Source organism: Pseudomonas sp. PICF6, from assembly GCF_009831705.1.
Classification (GTDB): domain Bacteria; phylum Pseudomonadota; class Gammaproteobacteria; order Pseudomonadales; family Pseudomonadaceae; genus Aquipseudomonas; species Aquipseudomonas rhizophila.
Window position 1 is genome coordinate 122,163 of the sequence record NZ_WUUD01000017.1, and the last position, 15,242, is coordinate 137,404.

At 62.1% G+C, this 15,242-nt stretch carries 14 protein-coding genes and 1 pseudogene; 6 read left to right on the plus strand and 9 right to left on the minus strand.

Annotation, left to right across the window (positions count from 1 at the left end; all coding sequences use genetic code 11):
- Positions 1-34 precede the first annotated feature (34 nt).
- The 5 genes from GSM73_RS10810 to GSM73_RS10830 form a co-directional block, all read right to left on the minus strand.
- Positions 35-1,291, minus strand: a complete 1,257-nt coding sequence (locus tag GSM73_RS10810; protein ID WP_076385189.1) for an FAD/NAD(P)-binding oxidoreductase — start codon at positions 1,289-1,291, stop codon at positions 35-37.
- The gene (locus tag GSM73_RS10815; protein WP_076385187.1) at positions 1,288-1,524 is read right to left on the minus strand and encodes a 2Fe-2S iron-sulfur cluster-binding protein; all 237 of its coding nucleotides are present in this window, start codon (positions 1,522-1,524) and stop codon (positions 1,288-1,290) included. Before GSM73_RS10815 ends, GSM73_RS10810 begins: the two co-directional genes overlap by 4 nt.
- Positions 1,517-2,632 carry an FAD-binding oxidoreductase gene (locus GSM73_RS10820; RefSeq protein ID WP_047228980.1) on the minus strand — a complete coding sequence of 372 codons (1,116 nt, stop codon included), beginning with the start codon at positions 2,630-2,632 and terminating at the stop codon, positions 1,517-1,519. The genes GSM73_RS10815 and GSM73_RS10820 overlap by 8 nt, the downstream gene beginning before the upstream one ends.
- Entirely contained in the window at positions 2,629-3,561 is a 933-nt protein-coding gene (locus GSM73_RS10825) for a 4-hydroxyproline epimerase (protein ID WP_047228981.1), read from the minus strand. The genes GSM73_RS10820 and GSM73_RS10825 overlap by 4 nt, the downstream gene beginning before the upstream one ends.
- A 111-nt stretch (positions 3,562-3,672) precedes the next feature.
- Positions 3,673-4,344 carry a GntR family transcriptional regulator gene (locus tag GSM73_RS10830; protein WP_047228982.1) on the minus strand — a complete coding sequence of 224 codons (672 nt, stop codon included), beginning with the start codon at positions 4,342-4,344 and terminating at the stop codon, positions 3,673-3,675.
- A 205-nt stretch (positions 4,345-4,549) separates the two neighbouring features.
- Between GSM73_RS10830 and GSM73_RS10835 the strand changes: the two genes are divergently transcribed.
- Positions 4,550-6,691: a TonB-dependent siderophore receptor gene (locus tag GSM73_RS10835; protein WP_160892488.1), complete on the plus strand. Its 2,142-nt coding sequence runs from the start codon at positions 4,550-4,552 to the stop codon at positions 6,689-6,691.
- Between the two features lie 66 nt (positions 6,692-6,757).
- On the opposite strand, the gene GSM73_RS10840 is transcribed toward GSM73_RS10835, so the two are convergent.
- Both GSM73_RS10840 and GSM73_RS10845 read right to left on the minus strand, forming a co-directional pair.
- The gene (locus GSM73_RS10840) at positions 6,758-7,492 is read right to left on the minus strand and encodes an SDR family NAD(P)-dependent oxidoreductase (RefSeq protein WP_160892490.1); all 735 of its coding nucleotides are present in this window, start codon (positions 7,490-7,492) and stop codon (positions 6,758-6,760) included.
- Positions 7,493-7,781: 289 nt separating this feature from the next.
- A complete protein-coding gene (locus tag GSM73_RS10845; RefSeq protein ID WP_003202537.1) occupies positions 7,782-7,988 on the minus strand; it encodes a 4-oxalocrotonate tautomerase family protein in 207 nt (68 codons plus the stop codon).
- Between the two features lie 126 nt (positions 7,989-8,114).
- Here GSM73_RS10845 and GSM73_RS10850 point away from each other — a divergent pair, with 126 nt between their 5' ends.
- Complete coding sequence (locus GSM73_RS10850) at positions 8,115-9,038, plus strand: LysR family transcriptional regulator (protein ID WP_107321696.1); 924 nt, start codon at positions 8,115-8,117, stop codon at positions 9,036-9,038.
- A gap of 95 nt (positions 9,039-9,133) precedes the next feature.
- Here GSM73_RS10850 and GSM73_RS10855 read toward each other — a convergent pair whose 3' ends face one another.
- Both GSM73_RS10855 and GSM73_RS10860 read right to left on the minus strand, forming a co-directional pair.
- Positions 9,134-9,568 carry a nuclear transport factor 2 family protein gene (locus tag GSM73_RS10855; RefSeq protein ID WP_047228987.1) on the minus strand — a complete coding sequence of 145 codons (435 nt, stop codon included), beginning with the start codon at positions 9,566-9,568 and terminating at the stop codon, positions 9,134-9,136.
- A gap of 143 nt (positions 9,569-9,711) precedes the next feature.
- A complete protein-coding gene (locus tag GSM73_RS10860) occupies positions 9,712-10,608 on the minus strand; it encodes a LysR substrate-binding domain-containing protein (RefSeq protein ID WP_160892492.1) in 897 nt (298 codons plus the stop codon).
- Positions 10,609-10,715: 107 nt separating this feature from the next.
- Here GSM73_RS10860 and GSM73_RS10865 point away from each other — a divergent pair, with 107 nt between their 5' ends.
- The 4 genes and pseudogenes from GSM73_RS10865 to GSM73_RS27185 form a co-directional block, all read left to right on the plus strand.
- Positions 10,716-11,990 (plus strand): glucarate dehydratase family protein, encoded by a 1,275-nt coding sequence (locus GSM73_RS10865; protein WP_160892494.1) that lies wholly within the window; start codon positions 10,716-10,718, stop codon positions 11,988-11,990.
- A 282-nt stretch (positions 11,991-12,272) separates the two neighbouring features.
- Positions 12,273-13,457: a porin gene (locus tag GSM73_RS10870; protein ID WP_076385177.1), complete on the plus strand. Its 1,185-nt coding sequence runs from the start codon at positions 12,273-12,275 to the stop codon at positions 13,455-13,457.
- Between the two features lie 238 nt (positions 13,458-13,695).
- Entirely contained in the window at positions 13,696-14,859 is a 1,164-nt protein-coding gene (gene nosP / locus GSM73_RS10875) for a nitric oxide-sensing protein NosP (RefSeq protein ID WP_047228991.1), read from the plus strand.
- Positions 14,789-15,242 (plus strand): annotated as a pseudogene (locus GSM73_RS27185) (hybrid sensor histidine kinase/response regulator); the annotation flags it as partial. The gene nosP and the pseudogene GSM73_RS27185, both read left to right, overlap by 71 nt.

A 15,242-nucleotide genomic window follows, 5' to 3' on the forward strand; every position in this document is an offset into this window, starting at 1 on the left:
CAGGCTCGCTCCCACAGGTTGGGCTTGCACGGGCTCAAGTGGGCGGGGTTTCTTCCAGGTGCAGCAAAGTCTCGATCCGCGCCGGGCTGAAGGGCGGGCGCGGCGTGGGTGAGGGCCAGCCGAACAGATGTTCCAGCGCGGCAGCGCAGACCCGCCCCTGGCAGGCCCCCATGCCGCACCGGCTCGCCAGTTTCGCTGCGCGCCAGTCCTGGTGGTCGACCAGCTCGCCATACGGCACGTCTTCGCAGCGGCACACCAGTGTGTCGTCCCGAGCGAGGGTCTTGAGTCGCGCGTCCAAGGCGAAGGCCTTGTTCAACGCCCGGGCGAAACCTTGCCAGCGTGCCCGGCGAGGCCACAAGCGTTGAGCGGCGACACTATTGCCAACGGCGCTGTGGCCGGCGATGGCGCCTTCCACCAGCGCCAGTTCGCTGCCACCGAACCCGGTGCATTCACCGGCGGCGTAATGGTCGTGGCGGGTAGTCGCTTGCCAGGCGTCAACAGCTAGCGCCTGGCCTTCAAGACCACAGCCCAAGGCCTGGCCGAGCTGAGTATTGGGAATGAGCCCGAACCCACAGGCAAGACGGTCGCAGGCCAGTTCAAGTGTCTTGCCCTGTTGTAGCAGGCGCACGCCCTCAAGCCGCTCGCGACCCAGGGCCTCCAGCACATGCGTGCCGGTGCGGTAGTGGGGATCGAAAAGGCTGAACGACTGCAAAAACTTGCCCGGCCAGCGCGGCAACTGCGCGGCGAAACCGGCGACGGCGCGATGATTGGCCTGCTCGGCGATCCGCAATACCTGCGCCCCTTGATGTTTGGCGGTGGCGGCGCTGGCCAGCAACAACGGACCGCTGCCGGCGATCACCAGCCGTTCGCCGCGCACTGGCAGGCCACTCTTGATCAATGCTTGTAAACCACCGACGGCGGTCACCCCCGGCAGCGTCCAGCCGGGGAAGGGCAGCAGCAGTTCGCGCGCGCCGGTGCACAAGATCAAGCGCTGGTAGGTGATCTGCCAGCCGCGTTCGGCATCTTCCACCAGCAAGGTTTTATCGGCGGCGCAGGCGATGACGCGGGTGCCGGCGTGGCAGCGCACATTGGCGCAGGCCTGTAATGAGTTGCGCAGACGTCGGGCCTCGGCGGGGAGGTGAGCTTGGGGGCCGTCGCGCCAGATCTGCCCGCCCGGAAATGGATTATCGTCCAGCAGCACAATGCGCATGCCGCTGCTTGCCGCGGCCAGGGCGGCAGCCATGCCGGCGGGGCCGGCGCCGATGATCAACAGGTCGGTGGTTTCGTTCATGGTCGTGTTTGCACTTGCATGCCATCGCGACACAGTGTCTGGCAGGCCAGGCGTCGATGGCCATCGATCATCACCCGGCATTCCTGGCAAATGCCCATGCCGCACAGAGGCGCGCGGCGCTGGCCGCTGACCGAAGTGCGGCCGCAACCGTCGGCTCCCAGGGCAAGGGCGGCGGCGACGCTGGTGCCGCTGACGACAGTGAGCGGGCGACCATCGAGAAACAGATCAGGCATGGGCCGGTTCTCCCAGAAAACGCTGTGGCAGGTACGGTTGCGTCGCCAGCGGCGAGGTTTCGTTGAACAGTTGCGCGGCCAACAGATCGGCCGTTGCGGGTGCCGTCGTCACGCCCAGGCCTTCGTGACCCACCGCCAGCCACAGGCCAGGGCGTTGCGGATGTTGCCCCACCAGCGGCAGGCCGTCGGGGCTGGCGGCGCGAAAACCGGTCCAGGCGCGGATGCCGTTGAGGTGTGCCAGGCCTGGCATGTAGTCGACAGCACGTTTGAGCATCTTTGCCAGCATCCAGCCTTCCACCTGCGGGTCGACGGTGCCGAACTGTCGCGAGGCACCGATGAACAGCTGCCCGGTCGGACGCGGCTGGATATTGCACGCCACCGATGGACCGCTGGCGTTGTGAGCGCTGGTGACATACCCCAGCTCCACCAGGGTGTGGGAGACGGTGGCGGGGTAACGATCGGTGATCAACAAATGGCCCTTCTTGGCTTCGATCGGCAACTCCGGGCACAGCTCGGTGGCCTGGATGCCATTGGCGAGAATCACCGCTTCTGCGTTCAACCAGCGACCATCCTCAAGACGCACTCGATGGCCATCCACTTCAACGACCTGGGCGCGTTGCTGAGCAATATTGGCCTCCTCCAGCATCCAGCGCGCGGCAGCCGGGGCGTACAGGATCCCGTCGCCCTTGATCAGCAGGCCGCCCTCCAGGCCTTCGCGCAGTTGCGGCTCACGCTGCTGCAGGGCCGCACGCCCGATCAGCTCGCAGTCTTCGCCATGAGCCAGCAGGTTCAGGTACTTGCTATGGGCAACGGCCATTTCCTCGGCATTGGCCGCCAGCCACAGGGTGCCGTTGTTGCGCCAGGCACAGGCGTCGGGCAGGGCCGGGGCCAACTGGCGCCAGCGCTGCAGGGAATATTGACTGAGGGCCAGTTCCGCCGGGTTGTCGTCCAGCACCAGCAAGTGGCCCATGCCGGCAGCCGTGGCGCCGTGCCAACCGGCATCGAGTACCAGGACCTTCAAGCCTCGCCGGGCCAACGTCCGGGCGCAGGCGGCGCCGATGATGCCGGCACCGATGATGATCACATCGGCGACGTGGCCGGCGTTCACGGGACGATGCCCCAGGCGAACGGATCATCCGGCTCAATGACCAGCGTGGTTTCGGCGCTGATGTAGGCGCGACCGCGAATGGTCGGCACGATGCGCTCGCCGTCGAACTCATAGGAGCCTTCGAATTCACTGCCAATGACACTGGCCTGGCGCCAGATCTGCCCGGGTTGCAGTTTTCCGTCAGCGGCCAGGCACGCCAGTTTGGCGCTGGTGCCGGTGCCGCATGGGGAGCGGTCATACGCCTTGCCGGGGCAGAGCACGAAGTTGCGGCTGTCGGCGTGCGGGTCATCGGCGAACAGTTCGATGTGATCGATCAGGCCCCCGTCCTCACCCCGCAGACCTTGCTGTTCCAAGGCCTGCTGCACGGCGTAGGTATAGGCGGTCAACGCGTCGAGGTTGTCGCCCGCCACGCGCTGGCCATGGTCAGCGATCAGGAAAAACCAGTTGCCGCCCCAGGCCACATCGCCCACCACCGGGCCGATACCGGGCACCTCCAGGCTCAGGGCCTTGCGGTAACGGTAGGCCGGCACATTGCGTACGCTGACCGAACGGTCCTCATGCAAGGTCGCTTGCACCGTGCCCACCGGGGTTTCGACGGTGTGCACGCCAGGGCCGATCTTGCCCAGGTGTGCCAGTGACGTCACCAGGCCGATGGTGCCGTGGCCGCACATGCCCAGGTAGCCGCTGTTGTTGAAGAAGATCACCCCGGCACAGGCGCTCGGGTCCTGCGGCTCACAGAGCAGCGCCCCCACCAGCACATCGCTGCCCCGTGGTTCCAGCACGCAGGCGGTGCGCCAGGCGTCATGCTGTGTCGCTAGACGCTGGCGGCGCTCGGCCATGCTGCCTTGGCCCAGGTCGGGAAAACCGTCGGTGACCAGACGGGTCGGTTCGCCGCCGGTATGGGAATCGATCACGGTGATGCGTTTCATGGGGGGCCACGTCCGTTCAGATGAGTGACGGCAAGCGTGGCCCGCGCAGGGGGGTGACGGCTTGATGGATTTATCTGTCACTCATGACGAAATCGGCACAGCAGCGGCGCATCAATGGCTCGAAGGCAGGAACTCGAACAGCGTCTTGCAAACGCCGGCGATGTGTTCGTCCAGTAACTTCACCGCCCGCTCCACATCACCGGCGCGGCAGGCCGCAAGAATTTCCCGGTGTTCGTGGTCGGCGCGTTCCTTGCCGGCCGAAAGGCTCATCTGCATGCGCAGGTAGCGCTCCAGCTTGTCGTGCACCGAGCGGATCAAACCCACCAGAAAGGGGCGTTGCGCCGGCTCGTAGAGACAGGCATGCAATTGCCAGTTCAGTTCAGCCCAACGACCCACGTCGTCTTCACCGATGAACTCACGGCAGATGCTCTCGGCGCGGACGAAGGTCTCTTCGGTCATGTTGGGAATCGCCAGACGCAGCACTTTGTCTTCCAGCAGCATCCGCACCTCGAACATCTGCGCCAGCTCCGCCTCGGAAATGCGCGTGACCATCGCCCCGCGATTGCGCTGGAACATCACCAGCCCCTCGGCTTCCAGGCGCTTGAGAGCTTCGCGCACGGGAATCTTGCTGACGTTGAACTGCCGGGCGATGTCGTCCTGGCGAATGGGCTCGTCCTCGGCAAAATGCCCGGCCACGATGGCTTCGCGCAGATGACGGGTGATGATTTCCGAAGTGGAAGGGGTGTTGCCTAGATCAGGCAGATTGAACTTGGATAAGGTCACGGCGGCGGTCGTTTGGCTTGGTTGGGGATATGGTATACGACTTTGCCAGCAGTCGCGTTGTGCAGTTGGCACGTGCCAGGAAGAGGTATTTTGCTGGGTTGTGAATGGGAATTTATGTCAAACAAGAATGAGTTGCTGTATCTTTCGCGATACATTCTTGTCGGCCTCTGGGGGGCTGACGTATTTTCGTTAGGATTGTGCATCGATGCGTCGGATTCTCGTTTCACTGTGTGTGCTCCAGGCTTATTCCGTATCCACGTGGGCAGACGAGCCCATGGCCGCAACCTCCGCACCGGTGGAACTGCAAGCCACGGACATCGTGGGTCTTTCGGATATCGAGTCCGCGCAGGGGCCCGTCAAGGGATACCACGCGACCCGTTCGGCCAGCGCGACACGTACCGACACCGCGATTCATGAAACCCCACAGTCGATTTCCGTGGTTTCGCGCGACGTGGTGGAAGACCTCAGCGCCACCCGGCTGCAAGACGCGCTCGATTACGCCGGCGGGGTCGGCAGGGCGAACAACTTCGGTGGCCAGGGCCTGACCACGTTCACGGTCCGCGGCTTTACCACGGGCGAGTTCTACCGCAACGGTTTCCCGATCAACCGCGGTTACCCGAACATGCCAGATGCCAACACCATCGAGCGCCTGGAAGTGCTGCGCGGCCCGGCGACGATGTTGTACGGTCGCGGCGATCCAGGCGGCACCTTCAACGTGGTGTCCAAGCAGCCATTGGCCGAACGCACGGTGACCCTGGGCAGCCAGGTCAGCGACCAGGGCATGCGTCGCGGGACCCTGGATGCCTCAGGCCCGCTGGACGAAGAAGGGCGCCTGGCGTATCGCCTGAACGTGATCGGCGAGGGCGGCGATACGTTCCGTGACCACGTCGAGACCGAACGCTACGGCATTGCGCCGGTGGTGACCTGGCAGGTCAACGACACCACGCGCCTGACCTTCGAAGGCGACTTCATGCGCAACAATGCGCCGCTGGACCGTGGCCTGACCCATTACGCCGGTCAGCGCGGCACCGCCTCGCGCGATACGTTCTTCGGCGAAAAAGACGCCGGCAAGTTGCACAACGACAACAACATGCTGCAGGTGCGTTTCGAGCACATGCTCAACGACGACTGGACCTTGGCCGGCGGTACCCAATGGCTGGACGGCACCCTGCAGGGCAACGCGGTGGAAGGCAACGGTATCGCCGCCGACGGGCGTACCCTGGGGCGCAATTTCAACTATCGCAAGCTGGAGTGGACTGACCGGGACACCCAACTCAACCTCACCGGGCATTTTTCCACTGGCGGGTTCGAGCACACGCTGTTGACCGGCATCGAGTATGAAGATTACGACTACCAGTCCATCATCAAACGTTCCGCCGCGGGGAGCAGTGCTTATCCGATCGATATCTTCGATCCGGTGTATGGCCAGCCACGCCCGGCGCTGACACGCACGCCCACCGATGATCAGGAAAACCTCAAGACGTTTGGCGTATTCGTGCAGGATCAGGTGGCGCTGACTGAGCGCTTGAAGCTGTTGGCCGGGGCACGTTTTGAGCGGTTCGAGCATCAGTACGAGAGTTTCGTCCCTCAGACCCCGCCTGGTAGTCGGAACTGGGACGTCACCGACAGCGCGGTCACCCCGCGCCTGGGTGTGATCTACGATTTGACCGACACCGTGGCTGTCTATGCCAATACCGCGCGCTCGTTCAAACCCAACAACGGTGCCAGTCGCGAAGGCGGCGGGTTCAAGCCGGAAGAGGGCAAGTCTTATGAGATGGGGATCAAGTGGGAAGCCTTGGATCGTCAGTTGAGTGTCGATGCGGCGGTGTACCAGATCGAAAAACGTAATGTGCTCACCACTGACCCAGTGGATTCCACCTTCAGCGTGGCCGCTGGCGAAGTGCGCAGCCGTGGTTTTGACCTGAACGTGGCGGGCAATTTGACGCCGGAGTGGCGCGTGATTGGTGGTTACGCGTATGTGGATGCCGAAGTGACCAAGGACATCAATATCCCGTCCGGCACCCGCTTGCTCAACGTGCCCAAAAACACCTTCAGCCTGTTGAACGTCTATGAGTTCCAGGATGGCGGCCTCAAAGGGCTGGGCCTGGGACTAGGCGCCAAGTATGTGGATGAACGGGCCGGCCAGACGGCGGCGAATGCGTTCTCCATGGACAGCTACACGGTGGTGGACCTGCTCGGCTACTACAAGGTCAACGAGCGGATCCGCCTCAACCTGGACCTGAAGAACCTGTTCGACGCCGACTACGAAGAAGGCGCTTTCGGTAACGTCTACGCCTACCCAGGCGCACCGCGAACCGTGCAGGCCGGCATCTCCTATACGCTCTGAACTCCAGGCGTCATGAAAACCCCGGAGGTTGTGCCTCCGGGGTTTTTCTTTTTACCACTTGCCTGTTTACCACTTGCCCGTGCTCATCCCGCCGTCTACCGGCAGTATCGCGCCGGTCGTGAAATCAGCGCCCGCCAGGTACAACACGGCCTCGGCAATTTCCTCGATGGTACCCACGCGACCGGCCGGGGCCAGGTTGTTGAGGAAGTCGCGGTGCGCCGGGTCATGCATGGGCGTGTCGATGATGCCGGGGGCGACCGCGTTGACCTTGATGTTGTGGGGCGAAAGCTCCAGCGCCAGGGCACGGGTCATCTGGTTGACCCCGCCTTTGATCAACACCGGCAGCGCCGCCGGCACCTGGATGTTCGGTTGCAGGGCCACGGCGGCGGAGATGTTGATGATGAAACCCTGCTGACGACCGATCATGTGTGCGGCAGCCGCCTGGCTGGCGTAGACCAGACCCTTGAGGTTGGTGCCCAGCAGCGCTTCCAGGTCCTGGGGGCTGTATTCGATGAAAGGTTTTGGCAGGAAGAAGCCGGCGTTGTTCACCAGCCCGTCCACGGCCCCGAAGGTTTCGATGGCTTTGTTGATGAGACGGGTTGAAGTCGCCGGGTCAGCGATATCACCGGCCACGCCAATGAAGTTCGCCGGATGGCCGAGCTGTTGCGCCGCGCTGTCCAGGCCGGACTGAGAGCGGGCATTGCCCACCAAGTTGTAGCCCCGATCCAGGAACGCCTGGACCAGACCCAGGCCGATGCCACTGGAGGCGCCGGTGATGATGACGGTTTTGTTGAGGCTCATGATTGAACTCCTGATCAATTGAATTGAAACCGTTGCGCCGATGTTGGCGGTGGTTGAGATCAGGGTATTGATGCGCTTGGGTTTGATAAATACGGGGGCTGGTACTTGAGTTGATACGTCATGTAATTAATTCAATGTGGGAGCGAGCCTGCTCGCGATGACGGTATCCCAGCCAACATCAATGTAACCGGTCCACCGTCATCGCGAGCAGGCTCGCTCCCACAGGGATATTCGTTGGCAGGCATAAAAAAGCCCGGTCAGTTGGACCGGGCTCGGGAAGGTAGAACCGTCACTCTTTGGGCAAGCTTCGGTATTGCGTCGTCGTCATACCCGCGTAACCCCAGTTATCGGTGTCGACTTCCTCGATCACGATGTGGGTCAAGTGCGGGTCCTTGCCCAGCACCCGTTGCAGGGTTTCGGTGATCTCGGAAATGACCTGGGCTTTCTGTTCGCGAGTGACGCCGTCGCGGGTTATACGCACATTGACGAAAGGCATGATGCACTCCTGCTGATGAGAAATGAGCGCAGGAGGTTCCCGCGCCACGGGGGCCACTATATTTATACGCCTGCGGCTGATAAACAGGTGTCTGGAAACTTCAGTTGATACGCGGTGTAACGAATCATGAAGCGTCATTTCGAAGACTTGCAGTTGGGCAGCATAGAACTGTTCTGCCTGGCGGCGGAGGCAGGGAGTTTCACCGCGGCGGCCCAGCTTGCCGGTGTGACTCCGGCGGCGGTGAGTCGCTCGATTTTCCGTCTGGAGGAGCGCCTGGGTTCGCGTCTTTTCGTGCGCACCACACGCAGCATTCGGCTGACGGAAGCCGGCAAGACCTATTTCGAGCAATGCCGGCAAGCGCTGACGCAACTGGTGGAGGCGCAACAGGAGATGATGGGCGCGCAATCGGTGCCGTCCGGGCAACTGCGCATCAGCCTGCCCACCACCTATGGTCATCACCGCATCCTGCCCTTGCTGCCGGCCTTTCGGGCGCTGTACCCGCAAGTGACGGTGGACCTGCACCTGAGCAACCGAAACATCGACTTCGTTGCCGAAGGTTATGACCTCGCCATCCGGGTGCGAGCACAACCCGACTCATCGATGATCGCCCGACTGCTGGAAGACGCGAAATTGGTGGTGGTCGCGTCCCCGGATTACTTGCGCAAGGCCGGCACGCCGCAGGTCCTTGAAGATCTGGACGACCATGAGTGCATCCAGTTCGAATTGCCCAGCAGCGGCCGGCGGATTTCCTGGTTGTTCAATGTCGACGGCAAGGAAAAGGAGGTGTTCGGCGAAGGAGGGTATTGCTGTTCGGACGATGTGCTCGGCGGCGTGACGCTGGCCAAACATGGCGCCGGCTTGTTCCAGACCTACAAATTCATCGTGGAGCAGGAGCTGGCCAACGGGCAATTGGTGGAGGTACTTGCGCCTTTCGCGGGGCGCTCACGTCCGTTCACCTTGCTGTATCCCCACGGTCGGTACGTGCCGCAGCGGGTGCGCGCCTTTGTCGATTTCCTGCTGCAGTACCGGGAGCAGTGGGCGGCGGATTGAAGTAACGGTGACCTGTGGCGAGGGGATAAATCCCCTCGCCACATTGAATCCCTGCCGCTTCAAGTTAACTAACGGCGCCCACGGAGATTTTTAGCTCAGAACCGAAACGCCTGCCGCCCAATCAGCAGCCACTTGCCATTCTTCTGCTTCTGCCAGATCTGAAAGTTCTCAATTTCCGTCGGAACCACTTCGGTGCCTTTGAGCGCTTGCGCGGAGAAGTGGTGACGCACCAGGGCCACATCGCCTGACAGGGTGATTTTCTGATCCTTCATCTCCAGGGTCTTGAACGCGCTCTTGCCGGTTTCGATGTCGGCAATGAAGGCTTTCTTGTCCTGAATCTTCCCGCTGGAGTGCCCGTAGGTCAGGTTTTCGGCGGCCAGTGCCTGGAGTTGTGGGATGTCTTTGTGCAGCATGGCTTGGGTCAGATGGTCGACGGCCTGGGCCACTTCCTGCTCGGCCGATGAAGAGGCAGCCGCGACGTAGCCGCTGAACAGGCACAGAAAGCTGATGACCAATGTGGCTTTTTTCATGGGTATTTCCTTATTTTTGTAGGTATCGGAGCGGATTAGCGTTTTCGGCTGATCTCGTCTGTCATCGTACAACTTGTTTGGGGTGACGGGAATAGGTCGTCAAGTTTGGTCACTGCGGAGGGCGACATCGGTGGGCTTCAGATTCAGAGACCCTCGCGAACGGCCCCGCGAATGCCCTCCAGCAACATGGCAAACGCCGGGTTGTCATTGTTCTGGCGCCATACCAGGTGCAACTCGCTTTGTACCCCTTCACCCAGATCGATCTCACGAAACACCACCTGCCTGAACACCACGCTGGTGGCACACCGGGGCACCAGTGCCAGACCCATGCCGGCGTTAACCAGCGCCAGGATCGTCAGTGAGGAACCCAGCCATTGCACGAACTGCGGTGCAACGCGGGCCGAGCGCAGCATGCCGGTGAGCAGTTCGTTGAAAGGTGGGTAGGCGGAGTGGGAGTACATCAGGAAGGGTTCACCGTCGAGATCTTCGACGCCCACCGAATCGGCGCTGGCCAGCGGATGCCCGACGGGCACGGCCAGGACGAACGGTTCGCGCACGAGGCACTCGGTGGCGTAGCCGGTTTCCAGCAGTGGCGAGCGGACGATCCCCAGGTCGATGCGGCGAGCGCGCAGGGCCTCGTGTTGCTGGTAGGTGTTCATCTCCGACAGAACGATTTTTACCTGGGGTTGCTTCAAGCGGGCTTCGGCGATGACTTTGGGTAGAAACTCATACACCGCGCTGCCGACGAAGCTGATGGTGACTGAGCCGATGTCGCCCTGGGCAAACCGCTTGGCGGCCACGGCGGCTTGTTGCGCCTGCTCCAGCAGGTTCTGCGCTTCGATGAAAAACGCCCGTCCGGCGGCGGTGAGCGCCACGCTGCGAGTGCTGCGGGTGAACAGTTCGACACCCAGGTGATGTTCCAGCAACTGGATCTGCCGACTCAGCGGAGGCTGGGTCATGTTCAGACGTTCGGCGGCGCGACGGAAGTTGAGTTCGGTCGCCACCGTGGTGAAGCAGCGTAGTTGGGCCAGTTCAAACATTGATTCAATCCAGGTATCAATCAAGTGCCAAGTTAGATTAGACGGGAACAATACCCACCGTCCATCATCGACCCGTCCTCTACAAAAACAATGATCGGAGCCGCTGCATGAAGATCACCCGCGTCACCGTCACACCCATCGCCTTTCGCGATCCGCCGCTGCTCAACGCCAGCGGCATTCATGAGCCCTACGCGTTGCGTTCGATCATCGAGATCGAGAGCGACAACGGGTACATCGGCCTGGGCGAGAGTTACGGCGATGCGCCGGCCCTGGCGATCCAGCAGCAATTGCAAAGCCAGTTGATCGGGCTCGACCCGTTCAACCTCAACCAGTTGCGGGCCATCGTCCAGGCCACCGTGGCCGCCCACCGGCCCGCCAGCGTTGCCGGTGCGGAACTGGCGCCGGGTTCCCATGCGAGCAAGGCGGTGAGCAATGCTTACTCAGCGTTTGAAGTGGCCTGCCTGGACCTGCAAGCCCATTACCTGAACGTGCCGCTGGTGGATCTGCTGGGCGGGGCGATTCGGGATGAGATCCCGTTCAGCGCCTATCTGTTTTTCAAGTACGCCGAGCACGTCGATTCGCCGTATCCGCCGGACAGCTGGGGCGAGGCGCTCAACGAACAGCAGATCGTCGCCCAGGCCCGGCGCATGATCCAGGACTACGGCTTCAAGAGTATCAAGCTCAAGGCTGGCACCCTGGAGCCGGAACACGAGGTTTCCTGCATCAAGGCGTTGAAGCAGGCGTTTCCCGGCTACCCGCTGCGCATCGATCCCAATGGTAACTGGTCGCTGGAAACCTCCATTCGCATGGCCGAGCTGCTGGGCGATGACCTGCAATATTACGAAGACCCTACACCAGGGCTCGAAGGCATGGCCGAACTGCACAAGCGCACGGGCCTGCCGCTGGCGACCAATATGGTGGTCACCGATTTCGACGAGTTCCGTCGCAGCGTGGCGCTGAACAGCGTGCAGATCGTCTTGGCCGACCATCATTACTGGGGCGGGCTGCGAGACACCCAGGCGCTGGCGAAAATGTGCGACACCTTTGGCCTGGGCGTGTCGATGCATTCGAACTCCCACCTGGGCATCAGCCTGATGGCCATGGCCCACGTCGCGGCTTCGGTGCCGAACCTGGATTACGCCTGTGACACCCATTACCCGTGGCAGGAACCGGATGAAGAGGTGATCAAGGGCGGCAAGCTGCCGATTGTCGATGGTTGCGTGAAAATCACCCGTGCGCCGGGGCTTGGACTGGAGCTGGACCGCGATCAACTGGGCAAGCTGCATGAGCAGTTCCTCAGTTGCGGCATCCGCCAGCGCGACGATGTGCGGCAGATGCAGCGCTACAAGCCGGACTGGAAAGCCGTCAAACCGAGGTTCTGAGTCAAGGATCCTGTGGGAGCGAGCCTGCTCGCGACGGCGTTGGGTCAGCAGCATTTAGGGTGGCTGACACACCGCCATCGCGAGCAGGCTCGCTCCCACCTTAGTTTCAGGGTTAGGCCCTAAGTATTGCCCCTCCGTCACATCGCAGTCTTACACCCAAACTGCCGCGCCGGGCCGGCGCCTCCAAAGCATCCGCCAATTGCCTCCAAGGCAGCGTATGACGCGGCCTGTCGCCTTTCGATAATCGCCTCCGACATCCCGTCTCATGTTGCGGAGCGCGCCATGCACAACAATAAAAATACTCGCCACCGTTTTTTGCCTGCGGTCATCGCCGGCCTTTCGAGCCTTGGCCTGACGTCGTGGGCCCAGGCTGAAATCATGCTGTACGACAAGGACCAGACCACCTTTTCCACCGACGGCTATATCAACGCCTTTTACGTCAACAGCGATGTTGACCGGGCAGGGGAGCAGTTCGACCGTCGGCAGGCGCGGGTCAAGATGGGCTTCTTGCCCAACTACCTGGGCTTCAACATGGGCAAGCAGGTCGATGACCTCAAGCTTGGCGCCCGTGCCTCGTTCTGGGTGACCATCAACGACAGCGAAACCAACGGCACCGACACCGCCATCGACGTGCGGCAGTTCTACGGCACCGTCGCCAATCCGCAGTGGGGTGAAGTGCTGGTCGGCAAGGACTTCGGTCTGTTCGCCCGTTCCAACATTCTGCTGGACGAGTTGCTGGCCGGTTACGGGCAGGTCAGCGATACCCTCGGGTTGGTGGACGGCGGCGGGGTGTCGTTCGGCAACATCGGCAGCGGCTACCCATATCCGTTCCCGACTTCGCAGATCACTTACCGCACGCCGGTGATGGATGGGCTGCGGGTGGCGGTGGGCATCATGGACCCGGTAGACACCAACGACAGCAGCGCCACCGGCAAGGCCTACCAGGAAAATCCGCGTACTGAAAGTGAGGTGACCTACCAGTTCGACCTGGGTGGGGCGAAGATCTACAGCTGGCTCAACGGCAGCTACCAGACCTCGGACAACACCGACACCACGGTCGATTCAGTGACCTCCAAAGGCCTGGGCTATGGCGTACAGGCGAAGATGGGCGGCCTGTCGCTCACCGGTTCCGGGTTCCAGGCCAAGGGTATCAACCCGTTCTTCACCAACAACGCCGGCGAAGCGACGTTGCGCAATGTCGACAGTACCGGCTACCTGTTGCAGGGCTCCTACAAACTGGGCAAGAACCGCCTGGCGCTGTCCTACGGCAAGACCGAGGACGACGGCAATGGCGTGGTGGGCAGCGGCGCCGACTATGAAACCCGTGGCATAGCGCTGTTCCATGACGTCAACGACAACCTCAAGCTCGTGGCCGAATACAACCAGTTCGAAATCAACGGCCATGACACCAGCGCCCAGAACGAAGACACCGACACCTTTGCGGTGGGGGCGGTGTTGACCTGGTAAAGAGGATCCATCGGGAGCAATGCACAACCCTGTGGTGAGGGGATAAATCCCCTCACCACAGGAGCATTCCAGCCGAAGCCCGGGGTTTTTTGTGGTGGTCCCTGCCGTGCGCATCGCGGCAGGGGCCGCCACTGTTCTCCTCCCATGGAAGCGTCTACCCGCTACCCAAGTAGCATTCGTGAGTCGGGCGCCGCTTCGTACACTCAAGGTTCCTGTCACGCACCCGTCGGAGGCGAAGATGCTAAAGGCCCAGAGCGAAGGTGTGATAAGCGCCATGTCCCAGGCAACGAACGTCCAGCAAGTTGCCCAGGAGCTGGCGCGGCAGTTGTTGCACCCGCACTTGGGTTTCGTGCTGTTTTTCTGCTCCGCCGAATACGACTTGCCGGCTCTTGGCCAGGCACTCTCCCAGAGCTTCGGCGGGATTCGCCTGGTGGGCTGCACCAGCGCCGGAGAAATCACCAGTCAAGGCTATGGCCGCAACTGCGTCACAGCGGTGGGTTTCGATCATCGGCATTTTTCCATTGCCGCCGAGCTGATCGGGGAAATGGAGCACTTCAGCCTGATCGACGCCCAGCAAATGGTCGAACGACTGGCCAGCGGTTGCCGCAGCAATGCGCTGGCGCCGATCAAGGGCCACAGCTTTGCCCTGACCTTGCTCGATGGGTTGTCCAGTCGCGAGGAGATGGTGCTGGCGGCGTTGAGCGCGGCGCTGGGGGACATTCCGCATTTCGGCGGTTCGGCCGGCGACGACAACTACCTGACTCACACCCACGTGTACTACGAAGGTCAGTTCCACAGCGGCGCGGCCGTGGTGGTGCTGATCAACACCTGGCTGGATTTCGAGGTGTTCACCACCCATCACATCCTGCCTCGGGAGGAGAAGTTGGTCGTGACCGGGGCCGACAGCACCTCACGGCGTGTCTACGAGCTCAATGCCGAGCCCGCCGCCGAGGAATATGCCCGGCACATCGGTGTGCCGGTGAACGCGTTGAACTACCGGGTCTTCGCCGCCCATCCGCTGGCGGTGCGCATCAACGACCAGTATTACGTGCGGGCGATCCAGCAGGTGCACCCAGACCTGAGCCTGAGTTTTTACTGTGCGGTGGAGAACGGCATCGTGCTCACGGCGATGACCCCGGGCCCTTTGCTGCACAACCTGCAAGAACTGTTCAGCGGCTTGCAGGGGCGCCTGGGTGACTTGCTGCTGACCATCGGCTGTGACTGTTTTCTCAGGCGCATGGAACTGGAAGATCGCGGTGGCCTGGAGCAGATCGGCCAGTTCCTGCGCGACCATCGCGTGATGGGCTTCAACACCTACGGAGAGCAGTTCAATGGCATGCACATCAACCAGACCTTCACCGGAGTTGCCATTGCCCGCCATCGCGTCCCCGGCCACCGCTGACCTGCAGGCGCAGATCGCCAGCCTGCAGCACGAAAACCGCAAACTGCGGCGGATCAACGACGCACTGATCGAACGGGTGGAGTCCGGCGTGACCCGGGGCAACGACCCGTATGCGGCGTTCCAGCATTCAGTGGTGCTGGCTGAGCAGGTTCGCGAGCGCACCGACGCCCTGAACCAGGCCATGGCCGAACTCAAGGCCGGCAATCACCTGCTGGGCGAAGCGCGGCTGCGCGCGGAAACCGCCCACCGGCACCTGATCGATGCCATTGAGAGCATTTCCGATGCGTTTGTGCTGTTTGACGAACAACAGCGCATCGTCCTGTTCAACAGCCGCTTCAAGGCGTTTTGGGCCCACAGTCGCGTGCGCATCATCGCCGGGATGC

What these genes read in the sequence shown, in the direction of transcription:
- GSM73_RS10810 (WP_076385189.1), bottom strand. Translation starts at nt 1,291, where the DNA reads ATGAACGAAACCACCGACCTGTTGATCATCGGCGCCGGCCCCGCCGGC.
- GSM73_RS10815 (WP_076385187.1), bottom strand. Translation starts at nt 1,524, where the DNA reads ATGCCTGATCTGTTTCTCGATGGTCGCCCGCTCACTGTCGTCAGCGGC.
- GSM73_RS10825 (WP_047228981.1), bottom strand. Translation starts at nt 3,561, where the DNA reads ATGAAACGCATCACCGTGATCGATTCCCATACCGGCGGCGAACCGACC.
- GSM73_RS10835 (WP_160892488.1), top strand. Translation starts at nt 4,550, where the DNA reads ATGCGTCGGATTCTCGTTTCACTGTGTGTGCTCCAGGCTTATTCCGTA.
- GSM73_RS10840 (WP_160892490.1), bottom strand. Translation starts at nt 7,492, where the DNA reads ATGAGCCTCAACAAAACCGTCATCATCACCGGCGCCTCCAGTGGCATC.
- GSM73_RS10845 (WP_003202537.1), bottom strand. Translation starts at nt 7,988, where the DNA reads ATGCCTTTCGTCAATGTGCGTATAACCCGCGACGGCGTCACTCGCGAA.
- GSM73_RS10850 (WP_107321696.1), top strand. Translation starts at nt 8,115, where the DNA reads ATGAAGCGTCATTTCGAAGACTTGCAGTTGGGCAGCATAGAACTGTTC.
- GSM73_RS10855 (WP_047228987.1), bottom strand. Translation starts at nt 9,568, where the DNA reads ATGAAAAAAGCCACATTGGTCATCAGCTTTCTGTGCCTGTTCAGCGGC.
- GSM73_RS10860 (WP_160892492.1), bottom strand. Translation starts at nt 10,608, where the DNA reads ATGTTTGAACTGGCCCAACTACGCTGCTTCACCACGGTGGCGACCGAA.
- GSM73_RS10865 (WP_160892494.1), top strand. Translation starts at nt 10,716, where the DNA reads ATGAAGATCACCCGCGTCACCGTCACACCCATCGCCTTTCGCGATCCG.
- GSM73_RS10870 (WP_076385177.1), top strand. Translation starts at nt 12,273, where the DNA reads ATGCACAACAATAAAAATACTCGCCACCGTTTTTTGCCTGCGGTCATC.
- nosP (WP_047228991.1), top strand. Translation starts at nt 13,696, where the DNA reads ATGCTAAAGGCCCAGAGCGAAGGTGTGATAAGCGCCATGTCCCAGGCA.